General features: G+C 56.9%; 17 protein-coding genes and 1 pseudogene. 5 read left to right on the top strand and 13 right to left on the bottom strand.

Annotation, left to right across the window (positions count from 1 at the left end):
- Positions 1-5: 5 nt before the first annotated feature.
- Positions 6-563, bottom strand: a complete 558-nt coding sequence (locus ACI7MX_RS02800) for a mechanosensitive ion channel family protein (protein ID WP_314489708.1) — start codon at positions 561-563, stop codon at positions 6-8.
- Positions 563-2473 (bottom strand): ATP-binding cassette domain-containing protein, encoded by a 1911-nt coding sequence (locus tag ACI7MX_RS02795; RefSeq protein ID WP_314489707.1) that lies wholly within the window; start codon positions 2471-2473, stop codon positions 563-565. Before ACI7MX_RS02795 ends, ACI7MX_RS02800 begins: the two co-directional genes overlap by 1 nt.
- A 50-nt stretch (positions 2474-2523) precedes the next feature.
- Between ACI7MX_RS02795 and ACI7MX_RS02790 the strand changes: the two genes are divergently transcribed.
- Positions 2524-2988, top strand: a complete 465-nt coding sequence (locus ACI7MX_RS02790) for a TIGR02444 family protein (protein WP_405584685.1) — start codon at positions 2524-2526, stop codon at positions 2986-2988.
- Here ACI7MX_RS02790 and ACI7MX_RS02785 read toward each other — a convergent pair.
- Entirely contained in the window at positions 2985-4034 is a 1050-nt protein-coding gene (locus ACI7MX_RS02785; RefSeq protein ID WP_405584682.1) for an AlgP family protein, read from the bottom strand. The genes ACI7MX_RS02790 and ACI7MX_RS02785 overlap by 4 nt on opposite strands.
- 247 nt (positions 4035-4281) lie before the next feature.
- On the opposite strand from ACI7MX_RS02785, the gene ACI7MX_RS02780 reads away from it, so the two are divergent.
- Positions 4282-4947 carry an FKBP-type peptidyl-prolyl cis-trans isomerase gene (locus ACI7MX_RS02780; protein WP_314489698.1) on the top strand — a complete coding sequence of 222 codons (666 nt, stop codon included), beginning with the start codon at positions 4282-4284 and terminating at the stop codon, positions 4945-4947.
- Between the two features lie 56 nt (positions 4948-5003).
- Here ACI7MX_RS02780 and rsd read toward each other — a convergent pair whose 3' ends face one another.
- From rsd to ACI7MX_RS02740, 8 genes and pseudogenes are all read right to left on the bottom strand, one after another.
- Positions 5004-5483: a sigma D regulator gene (gene rsd / locus ACI7MX_RS02775; protein ID WP_314489696.1), complete on the bottom strand. Its 480-nt coding sequence runs from the start codon at positions 5481-5483 to the stop codon at positions 5004-5006.
- A gap of 213 nt (positions 5484-5696) precedes the next feature.
- On the bottom strand, positions 5697-6200 hold the full coding sequence (locus tag ACI7MX_RS02770; protein ID WP_405584678.1) for a disulfide bond formation protein B: 504 nt from the start codon (positions 6198-6200) through the stop codon (positions 5697-5699).
- A 344-nt stretch (positions 6201-6544) separates the two neighbouring features.
- Positions 6545-7771, bottom strand: coding sequence for a heme biosynthesis protein HemY (locus ACI7MX_RS02765; protein WP_405584675.1), 1227 nt, complete (start codon positions 7769-7771; stop codon positions 6545-6547).
- A complete protein-coding gene (locus ACI7MX_RS02760) occupies positions 7768-8895 on the bottom strand; it encodes a uroporphyrinogen-III C-methyltransferase (protein ID WP_314489693.1) in 1128 nt (375 codons plus the stop codon). The genes ACI7MX_RS02765 and ACI7MX_RS02760 overlap by 4 nt, the downstream gene beginning before the upstream one ends.
- A gap of 16 nt (positions 8896-8911) precedes the next feature.
- Complete coding sequence (locus tag ACI7MX_RS02755) at positions 8912-9679, bottom strand: uroporphyrinogen-III synthase (RefSeq protein ID WP_405584671.1); 768 nt, start codon at positions 9677-9679, stop codon at positions 8912-8914.
- Entirely contained in the window at positions 9676-10617 is a 942-nt protein-coding gene (gene hemC, locus ACI7MX_RS02750) for a hydroxymethylbilane synthase (protein WP_314489690.1), read from the bottom strand. The genes ACI7MX_RS02755 and hemC overlap by 4 nt, the downstream gene beginning before the upstream one ends.
- Positions 10618-10721: 104 nt before the next feature.
- A complete protein-coding gene (locus tag ACI7MX_RS02745) occupies positions 10722-11468 on the bottom strand; it encodes a LytR/AlgR family response regulator transcription factor (protein WP_405584666.1) in 747 nt (248 codons plus the stop codon).
- A pseudogene (locus tag ACI7MX_RS02740) lies at positions 11465-11581 on the bottom strand (sensor histidine kinase); the annotation flags it as partial. The pseudogene ACI7MX_RS02740 and the gene ACI7MX_RS02745, both read right to left, overlap by 4 nt.
- 270 nt (positions 11582-11851) lie before the next feature.
- Between ACI7MX_RS02740 and argH the strand changes: the two are divergent.
- Complete coding sequence (gene argH / locus ACI7MX_RS02735; RefSeq protein ID WP_314489686.1) at positions 11852-13246, top strand: argininosuccinate lyase; 1395 nt, start codon at positions 11852-11854, stop codon at positions 13244-13246.
- Positions 13247-13318: 72 nt separating this feature from the next.
- Here argH and ACI7MX_RS02730 read toward each other — a convergent pair whose 3' ends face one another.
- Complete coding sequence (locus tag ACI7MX_RS02730) at positions 13319-13978, bottom strand: glutathione S-transferase family protein (protein WP_405584663.1); 660 nt, start codon at positions 13976-13978, stop codon at positions 13319-13321.
- Between the two features lie 125 nt (positions 13979-14103).
- Here ACI7MX_RS02730 and ACI7MX_RS02725 point away from each other — a divergent pair, with 125 nt between their 5' ends.
- A complete protein-coding gene (locus tag ACI7MX_RS02725; protein WP_405584660.1) occupies positions 14104-14388 on the top strand; it encodes a hypothetical protein in 285 nt (94 codons plus the stop codon).
- 7 nt (positions 14389-14395) lie between these two features.
- On the opposite strand, the gene dibA is transcribed toward ACI7MX_RS02725, so the two are convergent.
- Entirely contained in the window at positions 14396-16318 is a 1923-nt protein-coding gene (dibA, locus tag ACI7MX_RS02720) for a phosphodiesterase DibA (RefSeq protein ID WP_405584657.1), read from the bottom strand.
- Between the two features lie 148 nt (positions 16319-16466).
- Between dibA and desA the strand changes: the two genes are divergently transcribed.
- A complete protein-coding gene (desA, locus tag ACI7MX_RS02715; protein WP_339405097.1) occupies positions 16467-17651 on the top strand; it encodes a delta-9 fatty acid desaturase DesA in 1185 nt (394 codons plus the stop codon).
- Positions 17652-17764: the final 113 nt, after the last annotated feature.

Genomic DNA, 17764 nt, shown 5'->3' with positions numbered 1-17764 from the left:
CGGCGTCAGATGTCGCCTTCGCGCCAGCGGCGCACCGAACGCTGAAAGAACAAACTGTTGGGGACCTGCACCATGCTGCTGCCGCTACCGGCCTCTACAGGCTCGACCAGAGTGGTGTAGAGCAGGTTGATGGCCACGACACGGCCTTTGACGCCCGGCTTGTCGAGGGTGTCGAGCAGCTCCACCACATCACCGATCCGGAAGGGCCCGACGGTGAAGATCAGCACCGCGCAGAGTAGGTTGGACAACACACTCCACATCGCGAAGAAAGCAATCGCCGCGACAGCGACGAAGCCTGAAAGCGCCGTCCACAAGACCGTGGCCGAAACACCGAGGCGTTCGAGCACGAAAATCAGTGCGCTGCCCATGATGAACCAGCGCAACCCACCGCGCAGCGGGATCAGCAGCTGCGGCGGCAATGGGTAGCGCTCCCCCAGACGGGTTAGAAATCGCGCCACCCCGCGCTGCATGAAGTAACCCGCCAGCAGGATCAGCAAGATCTGCACGCCAATCCACAGCGGTTCGATCATCTGCGCCGGCAGAGGCAAGTTAAGCGACTCCATCAGGACAGTGCCTCCAGCTCCGCTTGCAAGGTTTCAAGCAGTTCCAGCGCTTCCATCCAGCGCTCTTCGAGCTGGCCTTCTAGCACTTTGAGCTTGGCCTGCTCAGCCAGCAACTCACGCAGTTCGTCTTTACGAGCCGCTTCGTAAACACCGCTGTCGCCCAGACTGGTTTCGATTTTTGCGAGTTTTTCGTTGACCTTACCCAGCTCGCTTTCAAGCTTGTCGGCTTCACGCTTGTGCGGGGCCAATTGTTGACGCAGTGCTGCCGCGGCCTGACGTTGAGCCTTTTTATCGGTCTTGTCAGGGTTGACCGGCGTATTGCTGGTCGGGGCATTGCGCAAGCGGTAGTCGGCTAACCAACGGGCGTAGTCTTCGAGGTCGCCGTCGAACTCCTCCACCTTGCCATCCGCCACCAACAGAAACTCATCCGTGGTGCTCTTGAGCAAATGCCGATCGTGAGAGACCACCAATACCGCACCGCTGAACTCTTGCAGGGCCATGGTCAGCGCCAGACGCATTTCGAGGTCAAGGTGGTTGGTCGGTTCGTCGAGCAGCAACAGATTGGGACGGCCCCAAGCAATGAGCGCCAAAGCCAGACGGGCTTTTTCACCCCCGGAGAAGTTCAAGACCGGCTCGTCGATACGCGCACCACGGAAGTCAAAACCACCGAGGAAGTCGCGCAGCGTTTGTTCACGCTCAGTCGGCGCCAGACGTTGCATGTGCAGCAACGGACTGGCTTTGGAGTCCAGTGAGTCCAGTTGATGCTGAGCGAAGTAACCCACCACCAGGTTTTCACCACGGGCCAGACGGCCCGACAGCGGTTCCAACTCGCCCGCCAGGTTTTTGATCAGCGTCGATTTACCGGCACCGTTCGGCCCGAGTAAACCTATGCGCGCACCCGGAACCAGTTGCAGCTTGACCTTCTCGAGGATGGTCTTATCGCCATAGCCCAAACGTGCATCAGACAAGTCGAGCAGCGGGCTGGAAAGCTTCACCGCCTCACGGAACACGAAGTCGAACGGCGAATCAACATGGGCCGCGCTCAGTTCTTCCATGCGCTCCAGGGCTTTGATCCGGCTTTGAGCCTGACGTGCCTTGGTCGCTTGAGCCTTGAAGCGAGCAATGTAGCTTTCCATGTGCGCACGTTGCGCCTGTTGCTTTTCGTAGGCTTGCTGCTGCTGAGCCAGGCGCTCGGCACGGGCGCGTTCAAAGGCGCTGTAGCCGCCGCGATAGAGCGTGATTTTACGCTGATCAACATGGGCGATGTTATCAACCACGGCATCAAGGAAATCCCTGTCATGGGAGATCAGCAGCAAGGTGCCCGGGTAATTTTTAAGGAAGTCTTCAAGCCACAGAATGGCGTCGAGATCCAAGTGGTTGGTCGGCTCATCGAGCAACAACAGATCAGAGGGGCACATCAGCGCCTGCGCCAGGTTCAGGCGCATCCGCCAGCCACCCGAGAAGTCAGCAACCGGACGGTCCATTTGTTCGTTGGTGAAGCCCAAGCCGGCCAGCATTTTGCGAGCGCGCGCATCGGCGGTGTAGCCATCGGCGCTGTCCAGCTCGGCATGCAGACGCGCCAGCGCGGCGCCGTCTTCTGCGGCTTCGGCCTTGGCCAGATCGGCTTGCACCTGGCGCAAGCGCTGATCGCCATCGAGCACGTAGTCGACCGCAATACGGTCGAGGGTGTCGATTTCTTGCCGCATGTGGGCAATCCGCCAGTCGGCCGGCAGCAGACATTCCCCGGAATCAGGCGTCAACTCACCCAGCAGCAAGGCGAACAAAGTGGATTTACCGGCGCCATTGGCGCCGACCAGACCGGCTTTGTGGCCGGCGTGCAGGGTCAGCTCGGCGTCTTCTAGCAGACGTTGCGGGCCACGCTGTAAAGTCAGGTTCTGAAGTCGGATCATAATGGCGGCGGAGTCTACCAGCTTCCCTCTCAACTGGCGCGAATTGCACAATGCAGACTGACCTGTGGAATTACTGTTTGAACCTCTATGCCCGGCCGGGTGTTGAGCACGCGTGTTTGCGCCTGCAAGACCAAGGTCTAGACGTGTGCCTGTTGCTGTGTGCGGTATGGCTGCAACAGCGTGGCATCGCCTGCACTGCTGCCCGGATGGCGCAATTAAAGGATTGCGCCGAACCGTGGCAGCGCGAAGTGGTGCAACCGTTACGGCAATTGCGCACACAGTGGCGCGACGCGAGCGCACAAGATGAGGCGCTTGCAGCGTTGCGCGTGAAGGTCAAGGCATTGGAACTGGAGGCTGAACGGACGTTGTTGAGTCGTCTGGAGGCGGCGAGTCAGCATTGGCAGCGTGCTCAATCGCAAGACAACTGCGATTGGCCAGCCATGATGGCGGCCACTATTGACCACCCGGATTGCGGCGCGCTGCAAACATTACGCGCCGCAATCGGCCCCGCTTAGGACGCGCTGGAAGGCGTTGCTGCTGGCGTCGTTGAAGCTGTTGGGGATGTTGCGGGCGCGGTGGCTGCTGGCGCACTGGCCGTTGCTGTGGCCGGTTTGGTCGGCGCGCTGGCAGGTTTAGCTGCCACTGGTTTTTTAACGGCGGGCTTGGGGGCTGCTTTTACAGCTGGCTTGGCTACGGGCTTGGCTGCAACCGCAGGTTTGGCTGCTGGCTTGGCGGCAGGCTTGGTAGCAACCGCAGGTTTGGCTGCTGGCTTGGCGGCAGGCTTGGTAGCAACCGCAGGTTTTGCTGCTGGCTTGGCGGCAGCCGGTTTAGCGGCGGCAGTGTTCGGTGCCGGCTTGGCTGCGGCTTTTACGGGCGCCTTAACAGGTGCTTTGGCTGCTGCTGGCTTGGCAGCCGAAGTTTTAGCAGAGCCGGGCTTGGCTGCAGGTTTGGCGGCGGCAGTTTTAGCGCCAGTTTTGGTCGCTGGGGCTTTGGCTGCAACCGGCTTGGCAACTGGCTTAGCGGCTGGTTTGGCAGCAGCAGTACGAGAAGCTGCAGGCTTTGGCGCAGGTGTTTTAACAGCAGGCTTGGCGGCGGCTTTTACCGGAGCCTTGGCAGGCGCTTTAGCCGAAGATTTTTTAGCGGAAGATGCCGGTTTGGCGTCGCGAGTCGACAACGCTTTGTTTACCGCTTCTTTAACGCGACCCACACCTTGAGCCAACTTCAAACTTTCTTGGGCATCACGCTTGAGTTGTTGAATGTAATCGCGGGTTTCAGTCTGGCGTTCTTTGAGCGAATCAAGAAGGTGCTCAAGCTCTTTAACTGCAGACTTGGCCTTGGACTGAGCTTTGGACTTGCCTGCATGCGCAGCGTCTTGCAACTTTTCACGCGACTTGTGCAATTTTTCCTGTGCTTTGCCGCGCTGCTTCTCAAGCTTGGCGAGCAATTTCTCAGCATCAGCCAACGCTTGGGAACAAGCGTTTTCCAAATGCTCAAGCAAGCTGCCTGAGAGCTGTTGGAGCAGGTGCAACGGCGTATTTACTGGCTTCTTTTTGGCCGACATGATTTACCTCCTGGCTGAAGTGAGTGCGACTCATACTAGACCTCTGTAAGAACCGCCGCTAGATCATCTTGACACTAACCATAGCTGTGGGTTGCATGCCGTCTAGAAACTTGTGCCGGATACTTTTTAAATCATCATCGCGTTCATTTCTCAGGGTTCATTAACTCGTTAGCCAGCCCCGAATAAATTAACGTTCCCACGATGGGGCACTGGCATAATCCTGCGCACTTCAGGCCGGAGAGTGTCCATGCCGCGTTACCTTTTTTTAACGTTATTAAGCCTCGCATCTTTGACCCACGCGGCCTCGCCTCCAAGCCCGGACGTCGCCCACGACCTTGCTTACAGCCTGGGTGCCAGCCTCGGTGAGCGCCTGCGTGACGAAGTGCCCGAGTTACAGATTCAGGCGCTGGTTGAGGGCCTGCGCACGGCGTATCAAGGCAAACCGCTGGCATTGAGTGATGAGCGCATCAAAGCGATTCTGACCGAGCATCAGGCAAACGCTGAAAACGCGGTCGCGGCACCCCACAGTGAAATGGCCTTGGCCTCCGAGCGGGATTTTTTATCGACAGAGAAACGTAAGACGCATGCGCGAGAACTGTCCGACGGCCTCATCGCGACAGAACTAAGACCCGGCACGGGCGCCAAACCGGGCGCGCAGGATTCGGTGTATGTGAACTATGTAGGCCGTCTGCCTGACGGCACCGTATTCGATCAGAGCACCCAGCCCCAATGGTTTCGCCTGGACAGCGTTATTGCCGGATGGCGCAGTGCGCTAGTGCAGATGCCGGTAGGGGCAAAGTGGCGACTGGTGATTGCCTCCAGTCAGGCTTACGGCGCTACGGGAGCCGGGGATTTAATTGCGCCCTATACGCCGCTGGTGTTTGAAGTCGAATTGCTCGACAGCAAAAAATAATCCCTCGAAAACGAAAAACGGCGCGCAATGCGCACCGTTTTTTTAAGCGTAAAGGCTTAGGCCTGTATCGCTTCGACTTCTTTTTGTTTGTGCGCGTTGTGCAGCACTTCGATCAGGCAGTCTTCAAGCTCAAAGCGCTCATCCAGCAAGGCACCGAGCTCTTTGAATTTGGCGGCAAGTCTGTCGCAAGCAGGGTCGTGGTCTTTTCCACAGCGCTCATGGAAGGCCAAGGCGGCCTCTGTGCTGACATCAATTCGCGGGTAAATGCTTTGGGCAAACTCCAACGCCCGCACATCATTAAACGCTTTGGCTTCCTCAGCCAGCTCCGCGTAAATCTCAAAATGACCAGCGGAAACGTAGTCCACCAAAATCACACAAAAATCTTTTTGAGGCTTTCGCTTAGGGTTTGAACTCATTTGCTCAAGCTTGACAGCCTCATACGCCTCGATAAGTTGTTCTCGCTCTGCAAGCCAGCGATCAATCAGCTTATGGACGCCATTGAAACGTTCCTGAGCATTCTTGCAACTCTCGAGCATGACGATCTCTCTTCCCTTGTGGGCTTAGGCCGCCTGGCATTAGCCAAGCCTGTCTGAGCCCAAATGTGCAAAGCGCACCTGGATTGGGCGGCATATTTCCAATAATGCGTGCGGGCCAGATTATGCCCGCACGGCGACGTCTTCAAGGTACGCACGAGAGAAAGTTCATACAAGCGTTTAATCTTGGTTGCTACGCCACGTCGCATGCGCAGGTCATACGCGGTATGAGAGCGCTCGAATAATTTGATAACTACTCAGCACACTCAAACCGGCAAATGCCAGCAAGCTCAGCTCAGCCACGCGCAAATCGAAAAAGCTCCAGTGAGTCAGCACACACGCTTCACTCCCTCGATAGATGGTCGACACCACTTCAGACAGCGGCAGGTTGAGCCAGATCGCGCCGAGATCGGGCTGACAAAACATAAGTTGCTCAGGGGCCTGGCCTTGTAACAACACCTGCCTGACGGCACTGCCAGCGCCTCCCAGGGCTAACACCGTGCACACAATGGCGTAGGCCATCATGCCGCTGCGGCTTGGCCTGTGGAGGAATGCTGCCAGATTGACAATGCACCAGCCCAACAAAAAATACCGCTGGATCTGGCATAGCAGGCACGGCTCAAGCCCCAAGCCATATTCCAGAAATAAAGAAGCCCCCATGACGAGGACGCCAAGAAGGAAAGCAAGCAGAAAAATGAAACGTGAGCAGGCCAAAAACATGGCTTTTCCGTAACAAAATTGGTAGCTGGTTACGGTAGATGAAAGCCATTGGCCCTTTCAAGATGGCTCACTGACGAACCGTCTTTAAGGTTGTAGGGAATAACAAACAGATCTTGAAGGCACGATGCAATTAGCCTGTAGGAAATAACTTCAAGTGCTATTTTGAGCCCGTTTTACACCTGTCGCGGTATCAGTTCCTGCACTCAACCTTCGCTTTAGGCGAAGGGATTGTAGGAAACGGCAAACGAGGTGAATGCGGTGAGTGGCTGTATCAAAAGCCTCCGCTCACCGCGTTCATTCATTGTTTGAAGAGTCCGTGGAGGCGCTCAAGCACGGAAAGGGGTTTAGGCAGGCAACGGCAGCGCCAGCAAGCGTTCATCCAGCATATTCAAGCCTTCCTGAAACAGCTGATTGCTGCGTTCCGTATCGCCCAGCTGGGCCAGCAAGCGCGCCAGCTCTGCGCAGGTCTCCGGATTACGCTCAATCTTCAGGCTACTTTCAAAGTAGTCACGCGCTTTACCCCACAAACTGTTCTGCAAACACAGACGCCCCAACGTCAACAGCAGACTGGCGTCACCAGGATACGCCTTCAGCCACCCTTCGGCCGTCTGCAACTGCTTCACCGGGTCACTGCCACGAAGCAAGCCATAGAGGCGCACAAGGTGGCTGTCATAGTTGCGTTTGAGTGCGCCACGCAAGACTTCCTCTGCCTCGGCCTGAGCACCCAGTTGACGCAATTGTTCGGCATAAGCCAGTACCAGTGCAGGCTCATGACGCTGGGCCGATGTCAGTTGTTGCCATGCACGCTGCAAGGCTTGAAGCCCCGCCTCGCCTTCTGTTTCACGTTGCGCAGCCAAGCTCAGGTTTTGACCCCAGGCGCGACGCTCCAGCTCGGCCAGCTCATTTGCGGGCAGCACTTTATCTTTGCGCAATTCGGGCAATAAGCGGATCAAGGCAGCCCAATCACCCCGCTGCTGGTGCAAACGCTGCAACTGGCGGAGCACTTGCACGTTGTGTGGGTGACGCTCGTGCATGGCCTGCAAAGTGACCAGCGCACCCTCGGTGTCGGCACGGTCGACTTGCAACTGGGCATGGCTCAAGGCAATCGCCAGCTCGGCTTGAGGCTGGCGTTCAAGTGCACGCTCCAGCAAGTGGTCGCTGTCTTCGTAGCGGCCTAGCTCATTGGCGGCCCTGGCGGCGCCAAGGTAGTAAAGCAATGGCTGGCGCTCGGCTTCGGCGGCTCGTGCGAGGTGTTTTTGCGCACTGGCCCAACGCCCCTCGGCCAAGTCCATCTGGCCTTGTTCGATGGCGATTTGCACACGGCGGCTACGGTTACGTCGCGACCAGGGATTGACCAGACCGGTCGACGTGGTCAGCAGCTCGACCAGCAGCTTGATGCCCCAGACCAGCAGCCAAAGCACCAGCACCAGTGCCAACGTTGCCCACAGACTGGATTCGTAACGGAAGCTTTTGTAGGCAATCAGCACATAACCCGAGTCTTCGGCGATTGCCAGGCCGATGCACGCCGCCGCTGCGATCAACAAAAACACAATCACATAGAAACGTCTCATGGGCTGGTCTCCTGCGCGGGATTGCCAGCCGCCTTGCCCGGCTCGTCAGCAGAGACGTGGCGACGTTCAAGATAGGCCTGCACTGCGCTCAAGGTGCCAGCGAGGTCGGGGGTCTGCACCGTAACCGGCTGTTTGCTCAGGGCCACTACCTGCTCTAGCAACTTTTTACTTTGAACGTTATCCGCGTTGAAATTATTTTTCAGCACGTCTTCGGCCTGCGCCAGCGCTCGGGTATATACCGGTTCTTGAGCATTGAGAGCGGCCCACTGCGCCTGCTCCAGCGCCAGACTCAAGGCAAGACGCACTTGAGTCAGGCTTTGGCCGGCCAACAGTGGCCGTACATTTTTATCCGCGTTGAAGTCGATACGGATGTAATGCGAAATTTCATCCCACCACTGCGCCCAACGACTCGCGCCATCACCGTCGGCTGTCAGGCCTAACAGGGAGTCGCCCGCGTCCTTGTAAGACGGGGCCAGCGCATTGAGCTGTGCCACTTGGTCACGCAAGGCAGCCAATTGCAGGAAAAGGCCTGTGCGATCGGGCTGTTCGACGCTGCGCAGGGCTGCAAGGGTTTTGGCCAATTGCTCACGGGCAGCGAATGAACCGGGGTCATTCTGCTCACGCAAAATATCGTCAGCACCCTGCACCAGCGCTTGCGCACTGCTGATGTCTTGCAGGGCTGACAAGCGCAGGCTGGCCAGGCGCAGCAAGTGTTCGGCCTCGGCCAAGCGCCAATCCTTGCGGCTTGCACCCAATACAGTTTCAAGACGCTGGTTCAAACGCTGTTGATCACCTTGCAACTGCACAACCAATTGACGCTGATTATCCAGCTCATTGGCAGACGGCAACTGGTTGAGACGCGTCAGCAGTTGTTGCTCTCCCTGCCTGATCGACAGCGTTTGCGCCGCCAGCGCTGGCACTTCGCTTAACTGCTGCTCGGTGGTGACTTGCAGATGACGCACCTGCCACACCCCCCAACCGCCGACGGCAACGCCAGCAGCACCGAGCAACAGCGCCACCACGGCCAGACCATTGCCCCGCCGCTCGGAGCGTGTATCGGGCTTTTGAGCCGGCGCTTGAGGCGCGGGCTGCACGGATTCTTTTGGCAAGACTGTTTCGCTCACGTATCCATCCTTTGCATTAGAAAGCAGGTACGGGATGTTCCCGTAACGCCGCCAGCAAAGCCGTGGCACTGGCACCACGACAATCCACAACGTTTAGCGCCCCGGCATTTCGCGCCATCTGCGCAACCCGAGGGCTTGGAACAAACAACGGTAAATGTGCCAATTGCGGCCAGGCATCGCCTGCCAATTGGCATAAATGTTCGAAACCCTGCCCACTGCTGACCACCAAGCCGTTCAGGCGTTCCACTTTCACGCGCTCAACCAGCACTGCTGGCGGATAGGAAGGCAGCTCGCGACGGTACAGCTCAAGGTAGTCGACTTGTGCGCCAAGATCGCGCAAACGCTCGCCAAGCATCTCCCGCCCGCCCTCGCCGCGCAAAATAAGAACCCGGGGCTTGTCACAGGCAACAGCCTGACTTAACGCTGGCAACCCCAACAAGGCTTCACTGTCATCCGCGCTTTGAGGGTAGCTAACATCGAGACCATAGTCGGTGAGAATCTGTGCGGTCGCGGCTCCGACACTGAACCACTTCTGGGCAGGAGGCTGTGGCCAGTATTGGCTGACCAGATCGAGACCCAGACGCGCTGCGGGCTTGCTGACAACAATAACCGCGCAATAGCGATCAAGATGAGCAATCAATGCCCGCTGCGCGTCAGTCAAGGTCAGCGGCTGGATCGTCAGCAGCGGCAAGCTGCTGCTGTAAACCCCCACACTGGACAGCTCACACGCCAGCGCTGCCGACTCTTTTGCGGGCCGGGTCAGCAACAAGCGCCAACCTGTCACTCGTGACCTGCCTCACCGTAAACAGCCTTTAGGATGGCGCCTGCACCTTGATCCAGCAACGCTTCGGCCACCTTGACCCCAAGCTCTGTCGCAGCACCTTGAGGCCCTCGCGCTTGAGCTGTCAGGAGCACGCTGCCATTAGGGTCGCCCACGAGGCCACGCAACCAGATTTGGTCGCCTTCGAGAACGGCATAACAGGCAATTGGCACCTGACAGCCGCCATTCAAATGCTTGTTCAACGCGCGCTCGGCCGTCACACGCACGGCGGTGTCGGCATGATGCAAAGGTGCTAGCAAGGCATGAATTTCACTGTCGGCACTGCGGCACTCAATGCCTACAGCGCCTTGGCCGCCGGCCGGCAAGCTGTCATCAATGCTGATCGCAGAGGTGATGCGATCTTCGAAGCCCAGGCGAATCAAACCTGCTGCCGCAAGAATAATGGCGTCGTATTCACCCGCGTCCAGCTTGGCCAGACGCGTATTAACATTGCCACGCAAAAAACGGATATTCAGGTCGGGCCGACGGGTCAACAACTGCGCCTGTCGACGCAGACTGGACGTGCCGACAACGCTGCCTTCTGGCAAGGCATCCAGGCTCGCATAGGTATTGGAGACAAAGGCATCGCGCGGGTCTTCGCGCTCGCAAATACAGAACAAGCCCAAACCTTGCGGGAAGTCCATCGGCACGTCTTTCATGGAGTGCACGGCGATGTCTGCTTCGTTTTCGAGCAGCGCAGTTTCGAGCTCTTTAACGAACAGGCCCTTGCCGCCGATTTTCGACAGTGGCGAGTCCAGTAACTTGTCGCCACGGCTGACCATAGGCACCAGCGTCACCAAAAGCCCTGGGTGAGCCTGCTCCAAACGGGCTTTGACGTACTCGGCCTGCCACAGTGCCAAGGCGCTTTTACGGGTAGCGATGCGGATTTCGCGAGAGGACATGGATCAATCCGTACTGAATAGATACGGCTGATAATAACAGCTCAGCCAAAACAGCTCTGACTTGTATCAGAAAGTACGTGGCCTCCCTGGCCCGTATCCTGGCCCTACAGCTGCTGCATCATTTTGCGGACCCCAGCTACATGACGTCTGCTGACAATCAGCGCATCACCATTGAGCCCGCGCAGGTAGAGCTGGAAATGCCCTAACGGCGTACGTTGCAGGCGTTCGATTCGGTTACGTGCCACCAGCGCATTACGATGAATACGCACAAACCGTTTGCCGAATTCATCTTCAAGGGACTTGAGTGGCTCATCGAGCAAGACTTCGCCGCCTTCGTGACGCAACGTCACGTATTTATGGTCGGCGATAAAGTAGATCACTTGTTCGATGGGGATCAGCTCGATCCCTTTTCGAGTTCGGGCACTGATATGGCTGCGCGGGCCGCTGCCCGATTGCGCAGCAGGCCGGGTAAGCGCAGCCAACTGGCTTCGGTTAGGCCGATGCGCCTCTTTCAATGCCGCGCTCAATGCCTCGGCACTGATCGGCTTGAGCACATAACTGAGCCCGCTCTCTTGCAAGGCTTGCAGTGAGAACTCGTCTGGAGAGACGCAAAAGACAACCGAAGGGGGTAGCTCGCGCTCGCATAATTTGGCTGCAACCTGCAAACCGTCCAGCCCCGGCAGGCCAATGTCGAGCAACACGACATCCGGCTTGAGGCTTTCGATCAGGCTCAAAGCCTCTTCGCCATTAGTGGCGGTGGGTTCCAGCAATGTGTGGCCACCAAGCGCGCCAACTAAACGGCTCAAATGCTCGCGGGCCAAGGTTTCGTCATCAACGATCAGGACATTCATATAGCGCTGTATTCCTGCGTGAGTCTCGCACAAGGATAGCGTAGACAGGTGAAGTGACGGCTGTCACGGCGATCCACGCTAAGACTAGCGCGAAGGCCAAAAAGTGCCGCAACATCGCAGCAATATTCACCTGTGTCTGTTGCTCGATTTAATACCGAATCAGTTTAGTTATCTATAAAGACCTGCAAAGACTGATCCATACGACCAACTGTAGACGGTTGCCAAGACGAATGGGGGTAATCAGTCAATTTCGTTCCTGTATTTTTTAATAACTTACTTCATACAAAAGGTTACCGACGTACGTCAACGTCAGCGCTGGCAACCCTGTTATGATCTGCAGCAACTTTTTGTGTACCTTTCCTCAGCCGATTACGAGCGAATTCATGAGCACCGACAAGACCAATCAGTCCTGGGGCGGCCGCTTCAGTGAACCCGTCGACGCCTTCGTTGCGCGCTTCACTGCCTCCGTCACTTTTGACCAGCGCCTTTACCGTCACGACATCATGGGCTCCGTGGCTCACGCCACGATGTTGGCCAAAGTCGGCGTACTCACCGATGCCGAGCGCGACAGCATCATCGAAGGCCTGAACACTATCCAGAGCGAAATCGAAGCCGGCACGTTTGACTGGCGCATCGATCTGGAAGACGTGCACATGAACATCGAAGCGCGCCTGACCGACCGCATTGGTGTGACCGGAAAAAAACTGCACACCGGGCGCAGCCGTAACGATCAGGTCGCCACCGATATTCGTCTGTGGTTGCGTGACGAAATCGACGTGATCCTGGCTGAAATCACCCGTTTGCAGAAAGGCCTGCTGGAGCAGGCAGAGCGCGAAGCCGAGACCATCATGCCCGGCTTTACCCACCTGCAAACCGCGCAGCCAGTGACCTTCGGCCATCACATGCTGGCGTGGTTCGAAATGCTCAGCCGCGATTATGAGCGCCTGGTCGACTGTCGCAAGCGTACCAATCGCATGCCTCTGGGCAGCGCCGCACTGGCTGGCACCACTTACCCGATCGACCGCGAATACACCGCTCAATTGCTGGGTTTTGACGCCGTGGGCGGTAACTCGCTGGATAACGTGTCGGACCGCGACTTCGCCATCGAATTCTGCGCCGCGGCCAGCATTGCGATGATGCACTTGTCGCGCTTCTCTGAAGAGCTGGTGCTGTGGACCAGTGCGCAGTTCCAGTTTATCGACCTGCCCGACCGTTTCTGCACCGGCAGCTCGATCATGCCGCAAAAGAAAAACCCGGACGTCCCGGAACTGGTACGCGGTAAAAGCGGCCGGGTATTTGGCGCGCTGATGGGCCTGTTGACCCTGATGAAAGGCCAGCCACTGGCCTACAACAAGGACAACCAGGAAGACAAAGAGCCCTTGTTCGATGCAGCTGATACCCTGCGTGATTCGCTGCGCGCCTTTGCCGACATGATCCCGGCGATCAAGCCCAAGCACGCCATCATGCGCGAAGCTGCGCTGCGCGGTTTCTCGACAGCCACTGACCTTGCCGATTATCTGGTGCGTCGTGGCCTGCCGTTCCGTGACTGCCACGAGATCGTTGGCCACGCGGTGAAGTATGGCGTTGAAACGGGCAAGGACCTGGCTGAAATGAGCCTGGAAGAACTGCGCCAGTTCAGCGATCAGATCGAAGACGACGTGTTTGCCGTGTTGACTCTCGAAGGCTCGGTCAACGCCCGTAATCACATTGGCGGCACTGCGCCTGCGCAAGTGAAAGCGGCTGTTGCCCGTGGCAAGGCGTTGCTGGCTAACCGCTAAGCACAACGGCAGTGCAACCAAAAAAACGGGCACATTATGTGCCCGTTTTTTATTCCGCACTTAAGCCAGGCTTTATTTCTTGCTACTGATCCAAGCCAGGAACTGAGGCATGGCCGCTTCTTTATCCGCCGCGATTTTCTGCACGTGCGTGTTTTGCTCAAGTCGATCGAGCAGCGCCTTGGCCCCTGGCATATCGGCCATTAAGTCCAGGCCAAACAATTTATGCCCTACCGCACTCGCCAGACTGACGCTGTACAGGAAGTAGATATCCGCCAGGGTCAGCGCCTCACCCGCTACGAAGGGTGCGAATTTGCCATGACGCCCCAGCGAGGCAATACCTTCCAGCAACTCGGTGCGGGCTTTAGTTTTAATGGCCTCAGGCACCGTCATCCCGAAGAACGCCTCCGAGTACAGCGCACGGGCCGGTAACTCGATATACAGTTCTATTTCCTTGGCGAGCGCCAGCACTTGAGCGCGTTCGAAAGGATCCGCCGGCAGCAGCTTTGGACCTGACTGGGTCTGTTCGATGTACTCAAGGATTACGCTGGTTTCGTTGATAAACCCTTGCTTAACGCCCAACACCGGGACTTTGCCACGCGGGCTGATGGTCAACGCTTGAGGGGTGGTGCCGGCAAAGAAGGGAACCTCTTCGAAAGCAACGCCCTTTTCCAGCAGCGCCAATTTGACCATGTTGTAGTAATTGCTGACTGCGAATCCATAAAGCTTAAGCATTGCAAAGCCTCCAGGCCGTGTTGGGGTTGGCTGCAGCTGTTATAGAGGTTCGCCGCTAAGCTGGCTAGCAGCATCACTGAGCTGAATGCCGTTAGACTGCCAGCCTTTACTTAAGGAGCCTGCCCATGAGCGAGCCAACTGATATCGACAGCGACGAAGAAGAATTTGCCGAAGATACCCTGATTCAGGCGATTGAAAACCAGATTGAAAGCGACAACCCCCCTGCCGCTAAAGCCACGTTCAACAAGCTGACGCTGGTTGGCTACGAGCGCGACGATATTCTCAACATGATGGCGCACGTGCTGGCCGTGGAAATTGACGCGCTCCTCGAAGAAGACCGAGCCTTTGATTCGCAATGGTACGAAGCGGCTCTGCGCGCGCTGCCGACCTTGCCGCCCGAGAAGAACTGAGTCCGGCTTAGCTGTGAATCGCGGGAGCTCGCTGCCAGTCCAGTTCGCTGGCGGGCATCGGGCGTCCAAACCAGTAGCCTTGGCCCAAATCACACGTGAGGTCGAGCAGCAATTGCGCCTGCTCGACTTGCTCGATCCCTTCTGCCTGCACGTGCAAGCCCATGCTTTGAGACAGTGCGATGACCGCGCGAACAATCGCCACGTCATCATTATCTTCCGGTAGCCCGGCGACAAATCCTTGATCGATCTTGAGCTTCTGCACAGGCAACTGCTTGAGCCGAAGTAAAGACGAAAACCCCGTTCCGAAATCATCAATCGCCAGCCGCAGCCCCAACGCACGCAGGCGATGCATTTGCTCCAGCGCGGCCTGCGAATCGTCCATCACAGCACTTTCCGTGACTTCCAGCTCCAACAGCGTCGGGTCCAGACCGGTATCAGCCAGAACGGTAGACACCAGGGTGAACAATTCGGGGCGAGCAAATAAACGGCTGGAGATATTAACGGCCACAAACGACAACTCGACACCAGCCGCTTGCCACTGGCCCATTTGCCAACACGCTTGCTCCAACACCCACGCATCGATTTCGGCAATCAGACCGGTACGTTCGGCGATCGGAATAAATTCGCCCGGCGATATCAAACCTCGCACCGGATGCTGCCAGCGTACCAACGCCTCAACGCCAATCAGACGACTGGTCTTGAGGTCGTGCACTGGCTGGTAGTACACGCGCAGCTCTTGTTGCTCCAGTGCCCGGCGCAAATCGCTGGCCACTTCAACCCGGTACTGTGCGTGAGTGGTCAGCTCTTCGGTGTAGAGGGCATAGCCCTCACGGCCGGTTTGTTTGGCCTTGTACAAGGCCGAGTCGGCGTTGCGCAGTAATTGCTCGGCGTTTAAAGCGTCACGCGGGAATACGCTGATGCCCACGCTGGCGCTGATAAACAATTGATGCTTCTCTACCTCAAAGACCCCTTTCATCCCCTCCAGCACCTGCTGCGCAGCCAACGCCGCCTCAGCTGTGCGCGAGCAATTGTCGACCAACACGGCAAATTCATCGCCACCTAATCGAGCCACTGTGAACCCTTTGCCGAATAGACGCTGCAAACGATCCGCGACCCCCTTGAGCAATACATCACCGATGTTATGGCCCAAGCTGTCATTGACGATTTTGAAGTGATCAAGATCGATCATCAGCAGCGCACACCCCGAGGAGTGTCGTAAGGCCGAGGCTAACGCCTGCTCTGTGCGATCGGTAAACAGCAGTCGATTGGGCAAGTCGGTCAGCGCATCGTGGTGCGCCAACCGGGTCAATTCGGTCTGAGATTTTTTTATCGCCGAAATATCCGTGAACACCGCAACATAGTGAGTCACATGCCCTTTGCCATTGGTGATCGCGCGGACGGTTTGCCACTGCGGATACACCTCGCCATCTTTGCGACGGTTCCAGATCTCGCCACTCCAGTCACCGCCATCTTGTAATGACTTGAACACCGCCTGATAGAACTCGGGGCCGTGACGACCCGACTTGAACATATTGGGGCGTTGGCCTAAGACCTCGTCAGCGGTGTAGCCGGTAATTTCTACCAGCGCACGGTTCACATGCACAATCGTGCCACTGCAGTCTGTGACCAGTACCCCTTCACGGGTGCAATCGAACACCACGGCCGCTTGGCGCAGGCGCTCCCGATCCTCTCGCAGATGCTTCAAACGGGCGCCCACGCCCATAAAACTGAACAGCCGTGCACGGGCAATAAATATCAAAACGGCGCTTAAAAACGCCCAGAAATAACCGTTGATCCGTTGCCATTGGGCCAGATGCCCCCAATCATCGAAATAACTGTTCAATAAATGATCAGATATTTGCAGCCACAAAACCGATAACAGCCCGTACAACAAGGCCGCACGCAAGGCATCACGATAAGAAACCGACATAAGAAAGTGAAAGAACCTACAAAAAAAGAGGAATTATAGTGTAAGAAACATCTGAATACTCTTATCTGAAAGGTCGACTGGTTTTATCTGGCAGCAAGGGGATAATGCGTGTTGCAATTTTTTTATCTTCCCGAGGGCCAAACAGCCTATGTGGTACAACGGTTTTCTCGACTTGTCAGCCTGGCAACTGGTTGCAGTCACCCTGTTGATGACCCACGTGACCATTATTGGGGTCACGGTTTATCTGCATCGCTATTCAGCGCACCGCTCTTTGGAGCTTAACGGTGGTCTGAAACACTTCTTTCGCTTCTGGCTGTGGTTGACCACGGCGCAGAATACCCGCGAGTGGACTGCCATCCACCGTAAGCACCACGCTAAATGCGAAACCGTTGATGACCCGCATAGCCCGGTCATCAAAGGGTTATCGACCGTTTTGCGCAAAGGGGCAGAGCTGTACCGCGAAGAGGCACAAAACGCCGAAACATTGCGTATTTACGGTAAAAACTGCCCTGAAGACTGGATAGAGCGAAACCTGTATTCGCGCTACAAGTTACTGGGCGTGGGCATCATGCTGGCCATCGACCTGCTCTTGTTCGGCGCCATCGGCCTGACCATCTGGGCGATCCAGATGATGTGGATTCCGGTGTGGGCCGCGGGCGTGGTCAATGGTCTGGGACATGCTGTGGGCTATCGCAACTTTGAGTGCCGCGATGCGGCGACCAATCTGGTGCCGTGGGGCATCATCATTGGCGGCGAAGAGTTGCACAACAACCACCACACCTACCCCAACTCGGCCAAGATGTCGGTCAAGAAATGGGAGTTCGACCTGGGCTGGGCGTGGATCAAAGTCTTCAGCTTTTTACGTCTGGCCAAGGTTCAACGCGTTGCGCCCATTGCTCACCGGGTCGAAGGCAAAGGCAATCTAGACATGGATACCGCAATGGCGATCCTGAACAACCGGTTCCAGATCATGGCGCAGTACCGCAAGTTAGTGATTGCACCCCTGGTGCAGCAAGAGCTGGCCAAGGTTGATCACTCGGTTCGCCACCAGTTCCGTCGCGCCAAGCGCTTGCTTTCGCGTGAGACCAGCCTGCTTGAAGATCGCCATCACCAGCGTATCGAAACCTTGCTGGAGCACAGCCAGTCGCTCAAAGTGATTTACGAAAAGCGCCTGGCCCTGCAGCAGATCTGGGTGAAGACCAGCACCAATGGCCACGACATGCTGGCGGCTATCAAAGAGTGGGTTCATGAAGCAGAAGCCAGCGGGATTCAGTCGTTGCGCGAGTTTGCCAATCAATTGAAGACATACTCATTGCGCCCCGCTAAAGCGTAAAGGCTACTACCCTCACCCCAACCCTCTCCCAAAGGGAGAGGGGGCTGGTTCAGGGTAACCTTGAGGCCGCGTGCGCTCAGTACCCTTCCCCTCTAGGAGAGGGCGCTGGTTTG

This window comes from Pseudomonas sp. 2024-210, from assembly GCF_045062345.1.
Classification (GTDB): domain Bacteria; phylum Pseudomonadota; class Gammaproteobacteria; order Pseudomonadales; family Pseudomonadaceae; genus Aquipseudomonas.
This window is presented reverse-complemented; position numbering and strand designations above follow the sequence as displayed.